Origin of the sequence: Parapedobacter flavus, from assembly GCF_035818675.1 — a bacterium.
In the GTDB taxonomy this organism is placed as follows: domain Bacteria; phylum Bacteroidota; class Bacteroidia; order Sphingobacteriales; family Sphingobacteriaceae; genus Parapedobacter; species Parapedobacter flavus.
Window position 1 is genome coordinate 193,219 of the sequence record NZ_JAYKZZ010000017.1, and the last position, 20,426, is coordinate 213,644.

Consider the following 20,426-nt stretch of genomic DNA (forward strand, 5'->3'; position numbering starts at 1 on the left):
TCGCAGTTGTTGCCGACTTGCGCAGCATACTAGGTGCCGTCTACCAGCGCATCCGTAGCTGCCAGTGGCGTACCGCCGGTGGCGGCCGTGTACCAGATCACCGTACCGGTAGCACCGGCCGTATCCAGGTGGGCAACCGTAGGCATCTCGATCTCGCAGAAGATCTGATCGAGGTTCGTCAAGGTCGGCGCAGGTGTCTTGGTGATGGTCACCTCGACTTCCGTGCGGTTAACACTTTCGCAGTTGTTGCCCACTTGTGCTGCGTAGTACATACCGTCAACCAGTGCATCCGTAGCTGCCAGTGGCGTACCGCCTGTGGCTGCCGTGTACCAGATCACCGTACCGGTGGCACCGTCCGTATCCAGATAGGCAACCGTAGGCATATCGATCTCGCAGAAGATCTGGTCGAGGTTCGTCAAGGTCGGCGCAGGTGTCTTGGTGATGGTCACCTCGACTTCCGAGCGGAAAACACTTTCGCAGTTGTTGCCCACTTGTGCTGCGTAGTACATACCGTCTACCAGTGCATCCGTAGCTGCCAGTGGCGTACCGCCTGTGGCTGCCGTGTACCAGATCACCGTACCGGTGGCACCCGCTGTATTCAGGTCGGCAACCGTAGGCATATCGATCTCGCAGAAGATCTGATCGAGGTTCGTCAAGGTCGGCGCAGGTGTCTTGGTGATGGTCACCTCGACTTCCGTGCGGTTAACACTTTCGCAGTTGTTGCCCACTTGTGCTGCGTAGTACATACCGTCAACCAGTGCATCCGTAGCTGCCAGTGGCGTACCGCCTGTGGCTGCCGTGTACCAGATCACCGTACCGGTGGCACCCGCTGTATTCAGGTCGGCAACCGTAGGCATATCGATCTCGCAGAAGATCTGATCGAGGTTCGTCAAGGTCGGCGCAGGTGTCTTGGTGATGGTCACCTCGACTTCCGTGCGGTTAACACTTTCGCAGTTGTTGCCCACTTGTGCTGCGTAGTACATACCGTCGACCAGTGCATCCGTAGCCGCCAGTGGCGTACCGCCCGTGGCTGCCGTGTACCAGATCACCGTACCGGTGGCACCGTCCGTATCCAGATAGGCAACCGTAGGCATATCGATCTCGCAGAAGATCTGGTCGAGGTTCGTCAAGGTCGGCGCAGGTGTCTTGGTGATGGTCACCTCGACTTCCGTGCGGTTAACACTTTCGCAGTTGTGGCCCACTTGTGCTGCGTAATACATACCGTCGACCAGTGCATCCGTAGCCGCCAGTGGCGTACCGCCCGTGGCTGCCGTGTACCAGATCACCGTACCGGTGGCACCGTCCGTATCCAGATTGGCAACCGTAGGCATATCGATCTCGCAGAAGATCTGGTCGAGGTTCGACAAGGTCGGAGCAGGTGTCTTGGTGATGGTCACCTCGACTTCCGTGCGCAAAACACTTTCGCAGTTGTTGCCCACTTGTGCTGCGTAGTACATACCGTCTACCAGTGCATCCGTAGCTGCCAGTGGCGTACCGCCGGTGGCTGCCGTGTACCAGATCACCGTACCGGTGGCACCGTCCGTATCCAGATTGGCAACCGTAGGCATATCGATCTCGCAGAAGATCTGGTCGAGGTTCGTCAAGGTCGGAGCAGGTGTCTTGGTGATGGTCACCTCGACTTCAGTGCGCAACACGCTTTCGCAGTTGTTGCCCACTTGTGCGGCGTAGTACATACCGTCAACCAGCGCTGTGGTTGGATCAAGCGGGGTACCGCCCGATGGTGCTTCATACCAAAGTACCGTACCGATCGCACCAGCTGTATTCAAGCTTGCTACCGTCGGCTCAATGATTTCGCAGAAGACCTGATCCAATTGGGTCAACGCAGGTGGGGGTGTTGCCGTAACAGTTACGGTTACCTCCGTACGTATTATACTTTCACAACCGTCTGTGATTTGCGAAGCGTAATATGTTCCACTAACAAGCGCGTCAGTTGGATTGAGCGCTGTACCGCCTGTTGGTGCCAAGTACCAAATTAGGGTACCCATTGCTCCGCTTTCATCCAAGTCGGCAACAGTAGGCGCATCGATTTCACAGAATTCCTGCTCCAATTCGTTTAACGTAGGTGCAGGTGCGTCTTTTACCACAACGGTAATCGGTGTGCGCTCGCCGACCTCACAGGAACCGAAACGAACGGTTTGTAAGTACAGCGTATGGGTTCCGGATGGTAAACTTGGTACATCCGCAACCGTACTTCCATTAACGGTCGTATATAAAATATAGGTGGTACAATCGTCGGGGTCAGGAATAGAGATATCTCCTCCAGGACAAATTTCAAATGTATTATCACCATTTGGACCCACAACTGGTGTCGGAATGGTACGGGTTATTTCGTATACCTGTAATTGATCCAATAAATTGGCTACACCTCCGAACAAAATCTTAATCCGATCGAATGGAGCGTCGGCTACATAGGTAATATTTGCAAATGCCTCATCATCTAAAAGGTGGATTTCTAATAATGAAGAGGTGCTTTCAATTGGGTCTCCTACAGCCGCATTCCCTAAATAGGGTTGAATCTTAAAGGCTGTTAATAAACCAACATCCAATAAGGAACCTGGTTTGCCTATGTTAATGGTCACGGTATCTCCCGCCAGTGCTGGAGTACCATAAGCCACTTCCAATTTGGTATAGACATTTGCACCTATCACATTATTAAGGGAAGCAAAAGTGGTTTCCTCTTCGTCAACTGCATTCCACGGATTTGATACACTTACCAATCCTGTGGTTAAATTGACCGCACCAATCGGAAACTCCATGCCTTCCAACACATCCACCACACCGTTTGGAGCAGCGCAGTCCGCTGTACCAGCTTCGTGGTAATATGCGTTGTAAATACGGGCAGACTGAACTAAATTGAGCACTGATGAAAGTGCTATCCGCACGCCACGGTAATCTTGCGTCGGGGCAAAGGTGTACTCGAATACATTCACGCCATTGACGACCGAAGCCAGATTCGGGTCAACCCACTGACGGCTGCCCACATCATTTCCACTGGCATCGATCGCTTGGACATAAATCCCGCCGATAACACCTGCGACACCATATTCTTTACCTAATTTAACCGTTACCGGTGTACCTGCCGGGATATCGCTGTTCCAGGTCAGCGTTTGCGAAGTCTCACCGGTTAGTCCAAGCAGACTGGTTGCCGCCAATTCCGATATCGTCGAGTAGGTTGTCACGTCCGGAGAGGCCGCTGCCTGTGGTGACTCCACATTACCTAACGTGAGAATACCTAATAATGTCGCAACCGTACCGTTATTGGCTGCATCATTGTAAACGCGTGAGAATACCGGGGGACATTCACCCGGGTTATACACATTCACAACAACAGTCACGGCCGTCTGGCAACCCGTAACATCGTCAGTAGCGATAAGCGTATAGGTGTATGTGCCAACGGCATCAAATGGACCGAATGCCGTCACCCGGGTTCCGGTTTGATCTACCCATTCATAGCTTACGCCAGGCAATTCATTGTAGCCCGGAACGGCAACCGTCCCTCCAACTTCGATGGAATAGGATGCGGGATCGGTCAGGACAACTTCCGGTGCCGGATTTACCGTTACCGTGACTTCTTTCGCCGTACCCGGCACGTTTTCACAAATTCCTTCCCCGATAACGGTTACATAATAGGTTCCTGCCTCGACCGGGTTGATCGATAGTTCGGGACCTGTAAAAACCAACTCGGTTAATGCCGCATCAGCGTACCAATTGAATATCGGATTGATCACCGTCGAAGAGGCCGTCAAGGTCACAGAGGTTCCTTCACAGACTTCGGCATCGACTACTACGATATCGGTGGCTATCGCCAACGTACAATTGGTTTGTATGCGGAATATAGCCGTTTCCGTCTTATCACCGGTATTATCTTCATTGCGATAGGTGGCCACAGCTTCATTATCAATTGGCGGGAACGACACATCGAGGCTCGCCACTTGCGCGGTGAACTCGAAAGTTTCCGTCGCGCCAACAGCCAGGGAAGCGATGGTAAATTCCAAATCGGTTCCATTTATTGTACCGCCACCATTGTCGGTAATGGTTAAGTTCGTCGGTACATAATCGACTACCAAGATATTCGTCAACGCTTTATTGCCGGTATTGGTAACCGTCAGGGTATAGGTAATCTCATCACCCACCTCAGCTTTTCCGGTACTTTCGCTGTTATTACTAACTCCATTCTTCGTAAAGTCGATGTCGTGCAACGGAGTAACAGGGATATCGGTTCCTGTTGGACCCCCATCGTCGGGATCAGTAGGGGTATCGTTATCCACTGGCGGGTAGCTATCCGCAGGCGGCACACCGTCAGCACCGACGGTCGCTACATTCCTGATTACGTTAAGGCCTGTCAAATCTTCGTCGACGGTCACATAGAACGTTTGTCCCGGAGACGTTTGCCCAACCCCGATAGATGCAATGGTGAAAGTCACGTCACTACCGCTAAGTGTTCCGCCGGACGCGTAACTCGTACCCGTCGGAATGGCATCTGCAATCGTTACATTAGTTAATGTTTGGTTACCGGTATTCCGGACGAAAATCGTGTATGCCACGGACTCGCCGCCACCGACTGCATTAATGGAAGCATCACCATCCACGACATAACTCTTCCAGGAAACCAGTGAGGTTATCGGATCAACGGGAACTACCGTATGCGTACCCGGCGTAGCTGTTGGGTCTGGCCCAGCGGTCGGATCGTCGTTGTCTGCCGGAGGTACCGTCTCGGTACCGGTATCGTCCGGATTGGCCTTAATTTTGGCTACGTTACCGATTTCGGTAACGCCCGTCAAATCCTCGTCTACAAGCACCTTGAAACTCACGGTTTCCGTAGCACCTGCTGCCACGTTGATATTGTCGAACCTTACCGTATCACCGTCCAGGGTTCCTCCAGAAGCGGGGACGTAGGTGGTATGTGAGGGCACGCCATCGGCGATGACAAACCCGTTCATGTCGGTCGTTCCCGTATTCCTTATGTGGATGGTATACGTAATCTCTTCACCACCGGCCACTGCAGTTTGTGTACCGGGAAGCACGTAGCTTTTCCAGCTTTCGAATTGTGGTGCAGCGATATCACACACTTTGGTTACTTCATACAGCCGCAATGCAGGCAACGCACTGGCAGAAACCAAGGCGTTAATACCTACTGAGATCCGGTCGAAAGCTACTCCTGGCGTGAAAGGAACCGTCGCCTGTCCCCCATTATTGAGGAGGTTTATTACGTTAACACCATTGATAATGCCACTCTGCCAATCCAACACGGCCACTTCGGTCAAACCATTGTATGCCTTCAATTCGATATTGCCAACCAGTGAGAGGTCCACAGCACCGGTACCGAACGAAATCGTCACATCGACCTGGTCATCGGCATCGGCAAGCCTATTAAAGTAGATATACTGTTTAACTGTGGCACCAATGCCCGCAGTACCCAAACTGATTTCTGAATAGTTGGTTGAATTGCCATCAATAGCGTGTGGTGCATTGGTTACCCCTACACCGGAAAGCCCGCCTGCGTCCAAGGTCAGTCCTGATCCATCGAACGATGTAGCAAACGGAGGGGTGCAATCAATAAGCGGTGTATCGTAGCATATGCCATACACATTCATCGTATTCGGTTGGGCCAATAACCCAACCGCGGAATTCGTATGATCGGTAATCCGAATGGATTGATATTCCAGACCCGGGGTAACTGCAATGTAATAGCGACCCAGATTATCCTGGACAATCCGGATCCGATCGGTGTTCGCATCGAACCCATTATTACTTGCGCCTGATAGTACCGAAGTTCCAGCACCGTTCTTCACTTCCACTGAGAAATAGTGGTTACCCAGTAATACACCATCCACAATTCCGGCGAGTGTACCGCCGAGACTTCCACCTAATAATCCGTTCAGTAAAGTAGGCTCAAAATCAATACGTACATACGATGTGGTGTTCGCCGGTACCGGTCCGCCGAAGCCTAATTCAACAAACCCTTCAAACTGTCCGATACCCAATAAACTGCCTGCACCTGAATTTAAAGTCGCGTAGGTATCAAAATCATTATCAAACAGGTTTTGAATATCGTCGGCATTGGATGCGTCGATTAAATCATCGGCACAAGTCGGGTTTTCAAAAGGAGATAAAGTAGCCGGATCCGGCGGGCAATCCGCGCCGATCCGTTTCACACTATATAAACGTAGTGGTGGCGTGAGACCGGTACTTGCCAACGAATTCAGTCCGACTACGACGCGATCATAGGCCCCGGTGGGAACATAACTAACGGTTGTGATTCCTCCGGATTCAAAGATGTTCAGTACATTCAAACCGGCAATCAATCCGTCTTGGAGTGTAAAGTCATCGACTAATTGGTCACCCAAGTAGGTTTGTATTTTATACCTTCCAAGTGCATTTACATCTAAAAGGCTAGGCGCTCCCACTTGCACCCGTACTTTCAATTCGTCACCTATTGTTGATGGGCCATTGAAATAGATGGTTTGATTTACTTCAGCGGCAACAGCAACCGTTCCTAGGCTGATTTCGGAATAGTCGGATGAATTATCGCTGATCGCGTTGTCGGCGTTGGTTACGCCGGCACCGTTATCCAATATACCTACAGTTAAACCAGAGCCATCGGCCGAAGTGGCAAAAGCGGGGAAACACGTGTTGTCACTTGTCTCATAGCACAAGTTAAACACCTTCATGGATTTTTGAACACCTGTTCCCAGAACACTGGAAACATGATCGGTAATCCGGATGTACTGGTAAGCCGAATTGGGCGTTATAGCGATGTAATACCGTCCGATCTTGTCTTGAACGATTGTTACCACCCCACCTGTCGTCGTATCGAAGGTGTTGGCGCTGGAACCGGAAAGAACAGCAGCACCGCCTTCAGTCAGTTTTGCCTCGACGGTAAAATAATGGTCTCCCAATAACAATCCACCCACACCGGAAACAAGCTGGCCAATCGCGCCGTTTACCAAGCGGTCGAGTATATCGTCCTCTACATCTATGCGTATATAGGAGGTCTTGTTGGCTGGAAGCGTTTCAGGCAACTCCATTTCGAGATAACCGGCAACAGGCGAGTTGACCAACAACGTACCATTGTTCGCGTTTATAGTAGCATAGGTTTCGTTATTGCCGTCAGTTGCATTTGCTGCGAAATCAACATTTTTAAAAGCCACGAGCTCCGATGCACAAGACGGGATTTCCAACGGGCCAGGTGTCGCAGTCGGCGTCGGCAGATTCGGATCTGGGCATCCGGGGCCATAGCGTTTCACATCGTATACTTTCACAGATGAACTTGCGAGACTAGCGCCGATGAGTGCATTCACGCGGATTTCGATGCGATCGAATACTTTCGAAGGGCCAAAGGTGAATGTCGCGGGCTGACCGCTTTGCAAAAGCGATAGCGCATCCAGCCCGTTGATAATACCTCCTGCCAACGAGCGCTTGTACACTTCCTCTGTACCGTTCCACGCCACGATCTCATATGCACCTAATAACTCAGCACTGAGTGTTTCACTGGTATTGATAGCCAGTTTTAGGGTAAAATGGTGTTGTGGTGTAGCGGGTACTGGGAAGTCAATATATTGCGACATGGATGCCGCAACGCCCAATAACCCTACGTTGATCTCCGAAAATGTATTATCCGCATCGCCATCAATCGCAAAGTGAGGGTCGGTTACGCCTGTATTTCCGAGTTCCAACAGATCAAGGGTAATGCCCGTGCCATCGAATGATGTGGCGGAAGCAGGTGTACAATCTGTCGAGCCAGCTAAATAATAGGCATTATATACGAAAAGATGTTTTACTGGAGCAAGCGCTCCGACTGCGGCATCACTTTGATTTTCGATGACCACCTGATTATATGCGGCATCCGGCGTAATTGCTAATAAGTAGTGCCCTTCCGCGTTGCGTACCAGTTTCAACCGGATATCAGGGAAACCATTTTTACTATTCGCACTTAAAAGCGAAGTACCTCCATTATTATAGACCTCTACTTTGAAGAAATGATCACCAAGCAACAAACCATCAACCAGCCCTGTTAAAAGATTCCCAACGCTGCCTCCCAGTAATGCATCCAACAACCCGGCTTCCTCAGCACCGATGCGCACATAGGTCGTTGTATTAGCCGGCAATTCGGTTGAAAACTGGAATCCAATCTTGCCATTATACTTCCCGGCTCCGAACAAAGCGCCCGGCCAAGCATTCAGCGTTGCAAACTGATCATTATCAACATTTGCATTTGCTACCCCGGCAACGTTATCATCGTCATAGACAACGGCTAACTCCTTTGTCCCCTGCCCCATCACCTCCCCCACCAAACCTGGCGAAACAAGCAACAATGGAACAAGCACGAGTGTGTAGAAAAAACGAAAAAAAGAAGATTTCGGATAAGTAGATAATGTTTCCATTCAGCTATGGGATTATAATCGTAAATTGTTTATCAATAGATGTTATCTGTTCGGCCACCGCTTGTACTCCTTGGTCCTCGCGGCGGACCTATGTTTTTCTTTCGTAGGTAATGGAGTCGGTCATAAGTAGAAAACCCTCCATTAAGTGTTGTCTGTCAATGAATTATATGAAAAAACATTTTTCAGACGAAAACGGTACGGTTATTGCAATTCTTTTACCGGTAGATGTTTTGACATTTCTGGAGAGCGGCCTCGCTCTTCGGAAGTGTCTATTTTCCCCTTCATCCACGCCCAACCTCCCGCTTTACACGCAAATATAGGGTGGTACTTACACCAAACCTTTATTCACTGTGTTCATTTTAATAGTTGCTGTTCGTTTTGTTCACGTAACTTGAAAAGCGACGACCTTCCAGCTGTTTTCTTTAGATTTGGCCCATAAAACCTTTAAATACGCATTTATTTGCCCCATACTGGGAGGTTATAACAACGGCAATCAGGAGATGACAACCCTCGTATACCGCTGGATTTTAACAGGTATTGGATGAACGGATATTCAAATTATTCATTGCATTAGTTTCTTTGGAAACGAAAAAAATATGGTATTTTTGCTCACAAGCCTTTGCTTGTTGCAAAAAACGAAGCATTGGCTGTTGAAAAAAAGGGACAGCTGCCGAACAACGAATACGAACGAAAAACACAATTGTATGCTACCTTTTTGACAACCGACGATCCGAACAATCAATCAACGCTTAAATCGAATCCGTTGATAACGTAAAGCAATCGTCGCTTTAAACATCTACTATCTACGTATGAAAACATATTTACACACTTATTTTGATAAGTTAAAAGCGCTCGTATTAACAAAAGCGGAAATTACCCAGCTTGTGCCGGCAGATTGCTACCGTCTGGCATTGGAAATCAAAGAAAGTACCAATAAGAGTGTAAGCGAAACAACACTTAAGCGGGTATTCGGTTTTGCCTCATCAGTACACCAGCCTTCTATCTACACCATGAACGCCCTGGCAGAGTACTGTGGCTTCGAAAGCTGGGACAGCTTCTACACCGATTTGGAGCACCACAAATTGCAAACCGTACAGCAACGCTCGTGGAGCGAGATTTCCCTGAACGCGACGAAAATCAGTCTTTTCAATATCCAAAGCAACAAGTATAAGTGCGGTATCCCCTACCATTTGACCGTCGACCGGGAATATGTCAGTCAATTTGCCGAGCGCTTTACGAATAGCGGGGCAACCACCGGTATCCTCCATGGGCCCGTAGGATGTGGGAAAACCATCGGGGTATCGCGTTGGGTCGAAAAACAGATCAGTCAGATCTATGTAGATTCATCCAACGATATCTACCTTTTCACCAACGGACTGTCGCTGCTGCAGGGCACCGCATTTGGTTACCATAGCAACCGTTGGCTGGCGCACCTCCTCGGTTTTGAAACCACCGACCTCCTCGATGCCTTTATGGAAGATCACCGTATGGGAGCCCCCGGCAATTTCTATCTCGTTATCGATGAGCTGCACAGCGACTTGGTGGCCGACCGGCAATTCCACATGGTCATTTGCCAATTCATGGATATGGTCAACCACTTCGCCCAGTTTAGTTGGTTCCGCATCGTGTTGATGCTGCGCACGGCCTCATTGCTGAAATTCGAGAGCTTATTCAAAGAAACGGTCATCAACCCGCAGTGGTTTTCAATGCAACATAACGGAGAAGCAAGGGAGGCTGCCGGCATGCCCGCGTTCACACACACCGAGCTCCATCAATTGGCCCAAAACATCAATGGATCCTTCAGGGCCTACCCGTTGCAGAAAACCCGGAATACGCAACTCATACACACACCGTTGTTTTTCCAGTACTATTATGAGCTGGTGGGCGATCGCCTAGACCCTTACCAGGTGACGCCATTTGAAGAGTACCTCGTTATTACGCAGTACCTGAAAAAGAAGGTCTTCAACGGTGTAAATACGTTGGGTAAACAGTCGCTCCTGGAAGAGCTGTCGCCCGTAATCGAACAACAGGACGGTAGGCTGCAGATCAGCCGGAAACAAGCTTACCCTACCATCAGACAGCACCGTGTAGCCTACAACGACCTACTTTATTCGGGCTTAGTCCACGAAACGAATGGCGATCTCGACGTACGACAGCAAACGGTGGTGCAGTTCCAATCAAATAGCATTGCGAATTACTTTATTGCGCTCGAATTAATCGGCGAACATAAAGGGGCGGGAACGGCTGAGCTCATCGAGGCGATAAATAAATCGCCTTTCGATGACCACGCGAAAACAGAACAGCTCAAATGGTTGCTGCTGTTCCAAATCAAGTCGGCCGATTTACAACTGGTGAACCAATTGGAGCATATCCCCTTTATCAAAGACGAAATCTTCGAAGTCATCACCTTCGTTTGCGATGGCCTTTACCGGCTTGCCAAACGCGATACAACCATGCGGGAAAAAATAAATGCGGAGCTTCAGGATGCCGCATTTCTGGACTATATGCTCCGGTACATTAGTTTCCAGACCGACTTCGAACCTAATCTCGAGCGGCTGCTTTATTTTGACCTTACAAGCACGCATCAAATTGCGCTACGCAGCAAGCTTGCCACCATCGCCCTACTTCAATGGGACGAAGAAGCGCTGCTTAAACAACTCGAACCGCTGGCTGCCATGCTGCCGGAGTCATACGCACCATTTGCCATCAACCCCTTCCTTCTGCTATCTTACCTATACCAGCGCTATAAGGGCGGAACCATTGACCCCAACGTCGTACGTGAATTGAATGCGTTATCCTATCGCTTGCCGCTATCCAAACGGCTGGCAGTACCATTCCATGTGGATGTATTGCTCTACCTTTACATTAAGGCATCTGGAAATAAGGCCATTGCCCTACCCTACCAGGAACTCCTAAACGAAAGGTTACAGAAAACCACAACACAGGTAGCAAACGGGTTCGAAGCCGATGTAACGATGCTGATCAGCGCGTTTTACTTATGGGAGAATGGAAGTGTTGACGAGGCATTGTATCGCGTGAGCCATCTTTCATTGAATACACATCAGAATTCCACCTACCAACTCCTGTATGTTATCTTCCACTTGCAGGCGGGAAATTCGGCAAACAACCCACAACTTGTGGAAATCAGCCAACGCGCCATTGCCTTGTGTGAGACCCGTGGATTTAAACTGATCGAGGCCTACTGCCGGATCCTTATCCTAGAGCGGGTTCCGAAAGAAGAACGCCTACAGCATATCAATAACCTCAAATTCCAGTTTGCCGCTTACGGATACACGGTCGGATTGGGGGCGTTGTCGAGAAGGTATGGGTAAACCAACCTCAATAGGGTATATTCAATTTCTTAAATACAAAATGCCAGAGCCAGATAGGTCCTACCAACAATAACTTAAGGAAACTCCGGAACGGAACGGCTACCTTTTCCATATTTTTACCGAGATACAACGCCAACAGCGATGCCATCAGCAGGCACGCGCATACCGACCATACTGCTGGCCCACCGGCTTGCTCCACATATTCCAGCTGAACGATAAAAAAACTAAACAGCCCGATAGTGAGCAGCATGGCGTAAGACAAGGTTGGTGCTAGGCGAAGGTAGTAATAGACCACGCCGGCAATAAAAAACGAACCCCAGTTTACGAAGGTATCATAACCATGCTTTTTCAAAAAGGCTATTTCGGGAAATGGTATCATCCACACCAAACCCAAAACACCAAATGCGAAAGCAGGAATTGCGATCCATTGGATTGCCCGGTTGACCGGATGCTGGTATTGCCGGTTGAAGGTATCGAAATACTGATCTACCGGCCGCTTCGGCACTTCCTGCACATTGTTCTTCTTAACTCCTGCCCTGCGACTCACGATTGATGTTTATGCTTTTGCTTTTTGCTCTCTACTTTTTGCGCGCTGCCTATTTCGCGTAAGAAACCGACCGCGTTTCGCGAATCACCGTCACCTTTATTTGCCCGGGATAGGTCATTTCTGTCTGTATCCGGGTTGATATATCTGCTGCCAATAACTCGGCTTCCTGGTCAGATACGCGTTCGCTTTCAACCACCACCCGTAATTCCCGACCGGCTTGGATGGCAAAAGTCTTCTCCACGCCGGGATACGACAGCGCCAGTTCCTCCAGTTCCTTGAGCCGCTTGATATAATTCTCTACCACTTCACGACGGGCACCGGGACGGGCACCCGAAATGGCATCACATGCTTGCACAACCGGCGATATCAGCGAGGTCATCTCTACCTCATCGTGGTGGGCACCGATGGCATTGCACACCTCAGGATGTTCTTTATATTTCTCGGCCAATTGCATCCCAAGGATGGCATGCGGCAACTCCGGGTTATCATCCGGCACTTTACCGATGTCATGCAACAATCCGGCACGCTTCGCCAACTTTACGTTGAGCCCCAACTCTGATGCCATCGTAGCAGCGAAATTAGCTACCTCGCGCGAGTGCTGCAGTAGGTTCTGCCCATAGGATGAGCGGTAACGCATCCGACCTACCATCCGGATCAACTCGGGATGGAGCCCGTGGATGCCAAGGTCGATCACCGTCCGCTCACCGATTTCCACAATCTCGTCCTCGATCTGCTTTTTGGTCTTCGCCACGATCTCTTCGATGCGGGCTGGGTGTATCCGCCCATCCGTCACCAAGCGATGCAGGGCCAGTCGCGCGATTTCCCGGCGCACTGGGTCAAACCCGGATAAGATGATGGCCTCGGGGGTATCATCGACGATAATCTCCACACCCGTAGCGGCTTCGAGTGCCCGGATATTACGGCCTTCGCGACCGATAATACGACCCTTGATTTCATCGTTCTCAATGTTGAAGATAGATACCGTATTTTCAATGGCACTTTCGGTAGCCGTACGTTGTATGGTTTGGATAACCACTTTCTTAGCTTCCTTTGTAGCAGTGAGTTTGGCCTCATCCACGATATCTTTGATCTGGATGACTGCCTTTGAGCGTGCCTCTTCTTTAAGGTTCTCGATAAGCTGTGCGCTGGCTTCTTCGGCCGAAAGACCAGCGATGGTTTCCAATTGTTTGATGTGCTGCGCTTTGAGCTGCTCCACCTCTTTCTGCTTCTTGTCACTGATTTCGGTGAGCCGCTCCAGGTTCTTACGTTGGTTTTCTACCTCTTGTTTCTCACGGTTCAGGTTTTCCAGCTTCTGGTTGACAGACTGTTCCTTCTGTCGAATACTATTTTCACGCTGATTAAGGGTGTTATTTTTCTGGTTGGTCTCTTTCTCATGCTCTGCTTTCAACTGCAGGAACTTTTCTTTGGCCTCCAGCTGGCGTTGCTTCTTCAGGTGTTCGCCAGCCTGCTCTGCTTCCTTGAGTATCTTCTTGGCCTTGCTTTGGGCGGCTGCTTCCTGCCGCTTAAACAAAAAACGCAGTACAAAGCGGCCGATAACCACCCCCACTGCAAAAGCTATAATAATGTATATGATATCCATGTTTTTTTATTTGTTTGTTTGCTATTTGTTTGTTTGCTATTTACTATTTGTTGTTTGCTATTTGCTTGTTCGCGTTTTGTTCATTTACTATGTGCAAATCGCAAAGAGCGAAGTGCAGAAAAAAGGTAAAAAAAAAACCGCAATTAAATAAATCGGGTCTCATGTATCATAAACTTCATCTACACAGGATTAGCGTATTGATCCTGACCAGATGGCTTTCGCAAAATGGCCTACATCTCGTTTACGCCTTGTGATATTGAAGCGTTAAGTTTAAAATAGTGAAACCCGAATTTAACTGCGGTTAATTCGTTGTTAAAGCTCTATTCCTATTAATAAGAACGTTATTTGTTAAAAAATTCAGTCAACATGCCGTCCAACTCGCCCACTGCTTTCGCAATCCCTACATCGTCTGCACTTGTTTTCCGCTCAGCTTTCAGCATCCCAGTTGCATAATGAAGTACACACATCGATAATAAATCCTGCTTATCCCTTACCGCGTAATTTTCCTGAAATTCTTTAATCCTGTCGTTTATCAATTTAGCCGCTCGCCGGATGACCTCCTCTTCTGCCATGTCTACCCGCAACGGGTAAATCCGGTCCGCGATGTTTATTTTTATGGAAATTTCTCCCATGTTTGAGCTAATTCACTATCTCATGCTACTTGAGCAACCCGATACACTTATCTATTTCCCGCACAAAATCGTCAATTTTTTGTTTTGTGTCAAGTATTTTTTCATTTATCCCCGACTCGCCCACTTCGGTCTCGTCGAGTGAACGGGCTACGGCAAGGGCCTTCACTTTCTCTTCCAGCTGCTTATTCTTGTCGGTACCGGTTTCGACCGCTACGTTCAACGACTGCACTTCCAGCTTCAGCAAATCGTTCTCCTCTTGCAAAGACTCGCATAAATCAAGCAATTTACGCGTATTTGCCACCACACCGGTCAGTTGTTTCGCTAATGAGGACATTGTCGTTTCTTTGCGCTTTGCTTTTCCCGGCTCAACTTCTTACCGCCGCACCGGCTTCTTTTTCAAAATTAGCAATTAATTTCTTAACAATCGCATCAATTTGTTTGTCGGCAAGGGTTTTTTCTTCATCCTGCAGTACAAAGTGCAATGCATAGGATTTTTTACCCGCCGGTAATTTGTCCCCTTTGTACACATCGAAGACCGAAATAGCTTTGAGCAGCTTGCGTTCGGTACGTTCGGCAATCCGTTTCAGCGTACCGAATGTAACGTCTGCATCTACCAGGAGCGATAGGTCGCGCTGCACAGCCGGATACTTAGCCACTTCACGGTAGGTAATCTTGTTTTTACGGATGGCCTTGAGTATCCCCCCCCAGTCGAAATCGGCATAGTATACGTCGCCAGCCACATCGGCCTTGGTAAGTAGCGACTGGCTAACGGCGCCAAACGACACCAGGACATTCCCGCCACGATCATAGCTCATCCCGTAGGCGTAGTGCGATGCAGGGGCGTCGGTCTCTTGCCAGCCTGAGATATTCAGTCGCCGTAAAACAGCATCCACAGCAGCTTTTATGTCGTAAAACGTGACCGCTTTATTAGCGTGGTTCCACTGTTGAGGTAGACGGTTGCCCGCTACCGCCACAGCAAGATGATGACGTTCACGGTACCCTTCGCCATCAAGCCTGTAGGTGTTACCGAATTCAAACAATTTCAGGTCGGGATGCTTACGTTTCTGGTTATAAGCCACAGCTTCTAGCATAGAAAACAAGAGGTTTTGCCGCATAATGTCCAGATCGGTGCTCAACGGATTCAGGATACGGACGGCCACCTCGGGGTCATCTGCATAATCCACCTTGGTCAACGAGTTGGACAGGATTTCGCGGAAGCCATTGCCAATCAGCAGGTCCGCCACTTGGTTTTGTACGACTTCCTTGTCGGGCTTGGGCGATGTATTGAGCGAAGCCCTGATCTGCCTATCGATTTCGATATTATTATACCCATAGATGCGGAGCACCTCTTCGACAATGTCGACTTCGCGGGTTACATCTACTTTATAGGGCGGTACTTGCACAGTCAACACACCATCGTTTTCGGCTACAATGGTAATACCAAGTGCCTCGATGATGGCTTTTATTTCGCCATCGGGGATATCTTTTCCGATAACCCGCCGTACCTTTTCATAACGTACGTCAAAGACGAATGGCCGAGCGGGATTGGGGTAATGGTCAGACACGGCCGTAGTCACTTGTCCACCGGCATGTTCCGTAATCAGCAATGCTGCCCTTTCCAACGCCAACCTTGTGATATCGGGATCGGTGCCCCGCTCGAAACGGAACGATGCGTCGGTTTTGAGTCCGTGCCTTTTGGCCGTTTTACGCACCGATACCGCATTGAAGTAGGCGCTCTCCAAAAATACGCGGGTGGTATTTTGTGTTACGCCCGAGTCCGCGCCACCGAATACGCCGGCGATACACAGGGGCTTTTCCGCATCGCAGATCATCAGGTCTTGGGGATGCAGCTTCCGCGTTACCCCGTCGAGCGTTACAAACGACTCACCTGCCTTGGCATGGCGAACGACCACCTGGTCACCGGCCAATTGGTCGGCATCGAATGCGTGCAGTGGCTGCCCCAATTCATGGAGCACGTAGTTGGTCACGTCTACCACGTTATTGATGGGGCGCACACCGATAGCCAAAAGCCGTTCCCGAAGCCATTGCGGCGATTCGCCCACCTGTATACCGCTAATGGTCACGGAGGTATACCGGGGGCAGGCGGTGGCATCTTCCACGGTCACGGGAAGCGGCTCGGCTTCTCCTCCCGTGAATGCCGATACGTCCGGCATGCGGTAGCTGCTACGCAGGAATGCGGCTACATCGCGGGCTACACCGAGATGTGATGCTGCATCCGCACGATTCGGGGTGAGGCCGATTTCGAAAACATGGTCGTCTTCCAGTCCGAAGAACGTTTTGGCCGATGTACCTACTGGCGCATCCTCGCCGAGCACCATGATGCCATCATGTGCCGCACCGAGACCGATCTCGTCTTCGGCACAGATCATGCCTTCCGACACTTCGCCGCGGATTTTCGATTTATTGATTTTGAACGGCTCACCGCTGATGGGATATACCGTAATACCCACGGTTGCCACCACTACACGCTGGCCAGCGGCCACATTGGGTGCGCCACATACAATACGTAAGGGCGTATCGGATCCGATAGCTACGGTGGTTATCTTCAGCCGGTCGGCATTGGGATGCGGATTGCACGTTTTTACTTCACCGATCACGAGCCCTTCCAGTCCGCCGGGTACCCGTTGTACCACATTAAGCGATTCCACTTCCAGCCCGATATCTGTAAGAATTGCCGAAAGCTCCGCTGGGGTGAGATCGGTTTTTATGAAGTCTTTAAGCCAACTATATGATATGTTCATCCTGATTTCGGAATTTGTGCAAACTTAGATTTTTTTTCTTGTTAAAGCAATCCGTCATCCCGAAAGCTGTAGTAGCCGGCATTGGTAAAGATCAAATGGTCGTTGATAGACAAATCGAACAACATGGCTGCTTCTGCTAATTTCTTGGTCATTTGCACATCCATTGTGCTGGGTTTGAGTGTGCCCGATGGGTGGTTATGGGTAAGCACCAGACCTGTAGCGCGGTATTCCAGCGCGAGGCGCAGTACCTGCTTGGTATCCACGGGCGTGAAGTCATTGCCTCCTTTGCCGATTAACTGCTTGGCAATGAACCTGCACCCGCCACCCAGGTAGAGCACCCAGAACTCTTCATGGGGCAAATCGTGATATACGTGCTCTAAGTAATCGTAAACCCGCTTACTGCTGTTGAGTATAGGGCGTTCTTCCGTTTTCTGGTCTTTGCGGCGTCGGCCGATCTCAAGCGCCGCAACAATACTAATCGCCTTGGCTTCGCCAACACCTTTATAGGTGCATAACTCGGCTACCGAGAGCCGCGACAGGTCGTTGAGGTCATTCCCCTGATCGTGCAGAATGCGCCGGCAGAGTTCCACAGCAGATTCATTGCGAGACCCGCTGCCGATCAGGATCGCCAGCAGTTCAGCATCGGAAAGGGCGCGCCGGCCACGTTCCAAGAGTTTCTCCCTCGGACGGTCTGCTTCCGCCCATGCTTTAATCGTTACACGCGATAGGTGATCCATAGGTATATATTATAAGGTTGTCGTATCGACAACCAAATATAGGTAACACCCGGCGGTTTGGCAAAAATAAGCTTGCTTTTATTGGCTCGCTTTCCTAAGTTTGCGTTCCAAATTTAAAAAGATGAGTAAAGCAATTATCAAGACTGAAAAAGGCGACCTCACCGTACAATTTTACGATGCGGATGCCCCTGAAACCGTTGCCAACTTCCTCAAACTGGCCAAATCGGGCTACTATGATGGCGTAACGTTTCACCGGGTTATCCCCGATTTCGTTATCCAAGGTGGCGACCCTACCGGTACCGGCGCCGGCGGACCGGGATATTCCATCAAATGTGAGTTGGATGGCGACAACCAGCACCACGACCGGGGTGTACTTTCGATGGCGCACCGCGGCCGTGATACGGGTGGCTCACAGTTTTTCATTTGCCACAGCCGCAACAATACGGCGCACCTCGACAGGAATCATACCTGTTTTGGCAAAGTGGTTGAAAACATCGATGTGATTGACGACATCCGCCAGGGCGACAAGATTTTAGGTATTGATATCACCGAGGAGGATACGACTGCATGAATTTAAAAGCGCTTGTAGCCGTAACAGGCAAGCCAGGCTTATTTAAACTGGTTGGGCAAAATAAAAACGGATTCGTTTTGGAAACCCTCGATGAGCAGAAGGTAAAATCTATCGTCAACTTGGCTACCACCAAATTAGCTACGCTCGAAGACATCACCATTTATGGTGATGATGAGGATCTGAAACTGGTGGATATCATGGACCGTATGAAAGCCAAGGGCGATGTGCCCGATAGTAAGTCTGACGGGAAAACGTTACGTGAATTTTTCAGGGAGGTGGCACCGGGCCACGACGAGGACCGGGTGTACAGCTCCGACATCAAAAAAATCATCACGTGGTACGGCATCATTAAAGCGTTGCCGCTATTTGATGAAGAACGTACAGATGCTGCAGACGAAGCTGAATAACCTTCCGCCTCAATAACTGCCCATATCGTCTTGATGGATGATATGGGCAATTACACGGAGCTGTATCACCTAAAAAACTTGGCTCCGTATTTCACCATAGCAACCAAGGGTATTGCGAGGGCAACCCAAGAGAGCACATGCAGCCACAAATCGGTTCCCATAATAGCCAGTAGTAATCCGCCAACGGTAACACCGCCCATAAAGATGGGCACCCCCCAAAGTTTTATCCAGGCACGTTGGCTAGCGGGCATCTTCTTCAGCAGTCATGAGGGTGAGCGATTCGAGGTTTGCGATCATCCGTTTCAGCTGTGCCGCTTTCGCTTTGCGCCGGGCAAACCACAGGTATAGGCCCGAGACCAGCACAACAATGGTGAGGAGATCAAAAAGCACCCACATCACTTTCATGGGCACCCCGCCATAGTCACCGAAATGGAAAGGCTGGGAAATGAAAATCGTTTTGAGGTACCACGGCATATCCCGCATCGCGGTCAGTTCGCCGGTTTTCGCATCAATCAATGCAGGTTTGATGATGCGCGAGGTAAGCGGTGTGGTGCCGACCATATATACCGCATAATGATGGGCACTGGAATACAGGGTGCCGGGATAGGCGACAAAAGAGACTTCCATTTCTGGCGCTGCCGCTTGTGCCGTATTCAGCGCCGCCTGCAATGAGCTCAGTTCTCCTTCCCATTTGGGCTCATCGTGGTATGCCGCTACCAGCTCTGCCAACTGCCCCGACCGCCAGCTTTCCAACGCAGGGTCGGCCAGCGTGTTGATTACCCCCGAAATACCCACCACAGCAGCCCACACCAGCGTTACAATACCGAGTAGGTTATGCAGGTCCAGCCAGCGGAGCCGGGCTGATTTCTCCGTGCGGATCATACCGAAGTCGAAACGTTTCATAATGGGCCCATACAGCACAACGCCCGACACGATGGCGACGATAAACAACGTACCCATGAGACCCAGAAACAACTTACCCGGTATACCGGCCAGCATTTCCACGTGCAGGTAATACATGATTAACATGAAATCCATCTCATTGGGCGGCGCATCCAGCACCGCCGCCGTATGCTCATCCATGGTCAGGTAATGGTCCGCTTCAATGGGTGCCTCCGCCGAATCGGCCAACGTCACAAACATTTGGCCGGGATGGTGGTCGGCGTCCCAGAAGATGTATTTGACCTCCTTACCCGGAATTTCATCCATGGCTGCCTGCAAGACCACGTCTTTCGAAAGCGGCGACGCCGACGGCGCAGATGCTTCCAATTCGCCATGCATCCAGTGGTCGATTTCTTCATAAAAAACCAAGGGCAGTCCCGTGATGCACAGCATGAGCAGGAATACGGTGGAAATCAAGCTGGTCCACTTGTGGATATTAAACCAATTTTTTATGGTCTGCGCTTTCATGCTTGACGAAGATAAACAATTCT

11 protein-coding genes are annotated in these 20,426 nt (G+C 50.0%); 3 read left to right on the plus strand and 8 right to left on the minus strand.

What is annotated here, in order from left to right:
* Window positions 1–29: 29 nt before the first annotated feature.
* A complete protein-coding gene (locus U9S71_RS15230) occupies window positions 30–8,405 on the minus strand; it encodes an Ig-like domain-containing protein (RefSeq protein ID WP_326328435.1) in 8,376 nt (2,791 codons plus the stop codon).
* A gap of 809 nt (window positions 8,406–9,214) precedes the next feature.
* Here U9S71_RS15230 and U9S71_RS15235 point away from each other — a divergent pair.
* Window positions 9,215–11,737, plus strand: a complete 2,523-nt coding sequence (locus U9S71_RS15235; RefSeq protein WP_326328436.1) for a hypothetical protein — start codon at window positions 9,215–9,217, stop codon at window positions 11,735–11,737.
* 7 nt (window positions 11,738–11,744) lie between these two features.
* On the opposite strand, the gene U9S71_RS15240 is transcribed toward U9S71_RS15235, so the two are convergent.
* From U9S71_RS15240 to radC, 6 genes are all read right to left on the minus strand, one after another.
* Complete coding sequence (locus tag U9S71_RS15240) at window positions 11,745–12,284, minus strand: DUF962 domain-containing protein (protein ID WP_326328438.1); 540 nt, start codon at window positions 12,282–12,284, stop codon at window positions 11,745–11,747.
* 49 nt (window positions 12,285–12,333) lie between these two features.
* Window positions 12,334–13,884, minus strand: a complete 1,551-nt coding sequence (rny, locus tag U9S71_RS15245) for a ribonuclease Y (protein WP_326328440.1) — start codon at window positions 13,882–13,884, stop codon at window positions 12,334–12,336.
* Between the two features lie 341 nt (window positions 13,885–14,225).
* Entirely contained in the window at window positions 14,226–14,516 is a 291-nt protein-coding gene (locus tag U9S71_RS15250) for a cell division protein ZapA (RefSeq protein ID WP_326328442.1), read from the minus strand.
* Window positions 14,517–14,541: 25 nt separating this feature from the next.
* Window positions 14,542–14,850, minus strand: a complete 309-nt coding sequence (locus U9S71_RS15255) for a coiled-coil domain-containing protein (protein WP_326328443.1) — start codon at window positions 14,848–14,850, stop codon at window positions 14,542–14,544.
* 31 nt (window positions 14,851–14,881) lie between these two features.
* The gene (gene pheT / locus U9S71_RS15260; protein WP_326328445.1) at window positions 14,882–17,278 is read right to left on the minus strand and encodes a phenylalanine--tRNA ligase subunit beta; all 2,397 of its coding nucleotides are present in this window, start codon (window positions 17,276–17,278) and stop codon (window positions 14,882–14,884) included.
* A 41-nt stretch (window positions 17,279–17,319) separates the two neighbouring features.
* On the minus strand, window positions 17,320–18,015 hold the full coding sequence (radC, locus tag U9S71_RS15265; RefSeq protein WP_326328447.1) for a RadC family protein: 696 nt from the start codon (window positions 18,013–18,015) through the stop codon (window positions 17,320–17,322).
* Between the two features lie 121 nt (window positions 18,016–18,136).
* On the opposite strand from radC, the gene U9S71_RS15270 reads away from it, so the two are divergent.
* Window positions 18,137–18,586 carry a peptidylprolyl isomerase gene (locus U9S71_RS15270; protein ID WP_326328448.1) on the plus strand — a complete coding sequence of 150 codons (450 nt, stop codon included), beginning with the start codon at window positions 18,137–18,139 and terminating at the stop codon, window positions 18,584–18,586.
* On the plus strand, window positions 18,583–18,993 hold the full coding sequence (locus U9S71_RS15275; RefSeq protein ID WP_326328449.1) for a DUF5606 family protein: 411 nt from the start codon (window positions 18,583–18,585) through the stop codon (window positions 18,991–18,993). Before U9S71_RS15270 ends, U9S71_RS15275 begins: the two co-directional genes overlap by 4 nt.
* Window positions 18,994–19,233: 240 nt before the next feature.
* On the opposite strand, the gene U9S71_RS15280 is transcribed toward U9S71_RS15275, so the two are convergent.
* Window positions 19,234–20,403, minus strand: a complete 1,170-nt coding sequence (locus tag U9S71_RS15280; RefSeq protein ID WP_326328450.1) for a PepSY-associated TM helix domain-containing protein — start codon at window positions 20,401–20,403, stop codon at window positions 19,234–19,236.
* Between the last annotated feature and the right edge of the window lie 23 nt (window positions 20,404–20,426).

What these genes read in the sequence shown, in the direction of transcription:
- radC (WP_326328447.1), bottom strand. Translation starts at nt 18,015, where the DNA reads ATGGATCACCTATCGCGTGTAACGATTAAAGCATGGGCGGAAGCAGAC.
- U9S71_RS15280 (WP_326328450.1), bottom strand. Translation starts at nt 20,403, where the DNA reads ATGAAAGCGCAGACCATAAAAAATTGGTTTAATATCCACAAGTGGACC.
- U9S71_RS15230 (WP_326328435.1), bottom strand. Translation starts at nt 8,405, where the DNA reads ATGGAAACATTATCTACTTATCCGAAATCTTCTTTTTTTCGTTTTTTC.
- U9S71_RS15270 (WP_326328448.1), top strand. Translation starts at nt 18,137, where the DNA reads ATGAGTAAAGCAATTATCAAGACTGAAAAAGGCGACCTCACCGTACAA.
- pheT (WP_326328445.1), bottom strand. Translation starts at nt 17,278, where the DNA reads ATGAACATATCATATAGTTGGCTTAAAGACTTCATAAAAACCGATCTC.
- U9S71_RS15275 (WP_326328449.1), top strand. Translation starts at nt 18,583, where the DNA reads ATGAATTTAAAAGCGCTTGTAGCCGTAACAGGCAAGCCAGGCTTATTT.
- U9S71_RS15235 (WP_326328436.1), top strand. Translation starts at nt 9,215, where the DNA reads ATGAAAACATATTTACACACTTATTTTGATAAGTTAAAAGCGCTCGTA.
- rny (WP_326328440.1), bottom strand. Translation starts at nt 13,884, where the DNA reads ATGGATATCATATACATTATTATAGCTTTTGCAGTGGGGGTGGTTATC.
- U9S71_RS15250 (WP_326328442.1), bottom strand. Translation starts at nt 14,516, where the DNA reads ATGGGAGAAATTTCCATAAAAATAAACATCGCGGACCGGATTTACCCG.
- U9S71_RS15255 (WP_326328443.1), bottom strand. Translation starts at nt 14,850, where the DNA reads ATGTCCTCATTAGCGAAACAACTGACCGGTGTGGTGGCAAATACGCGT.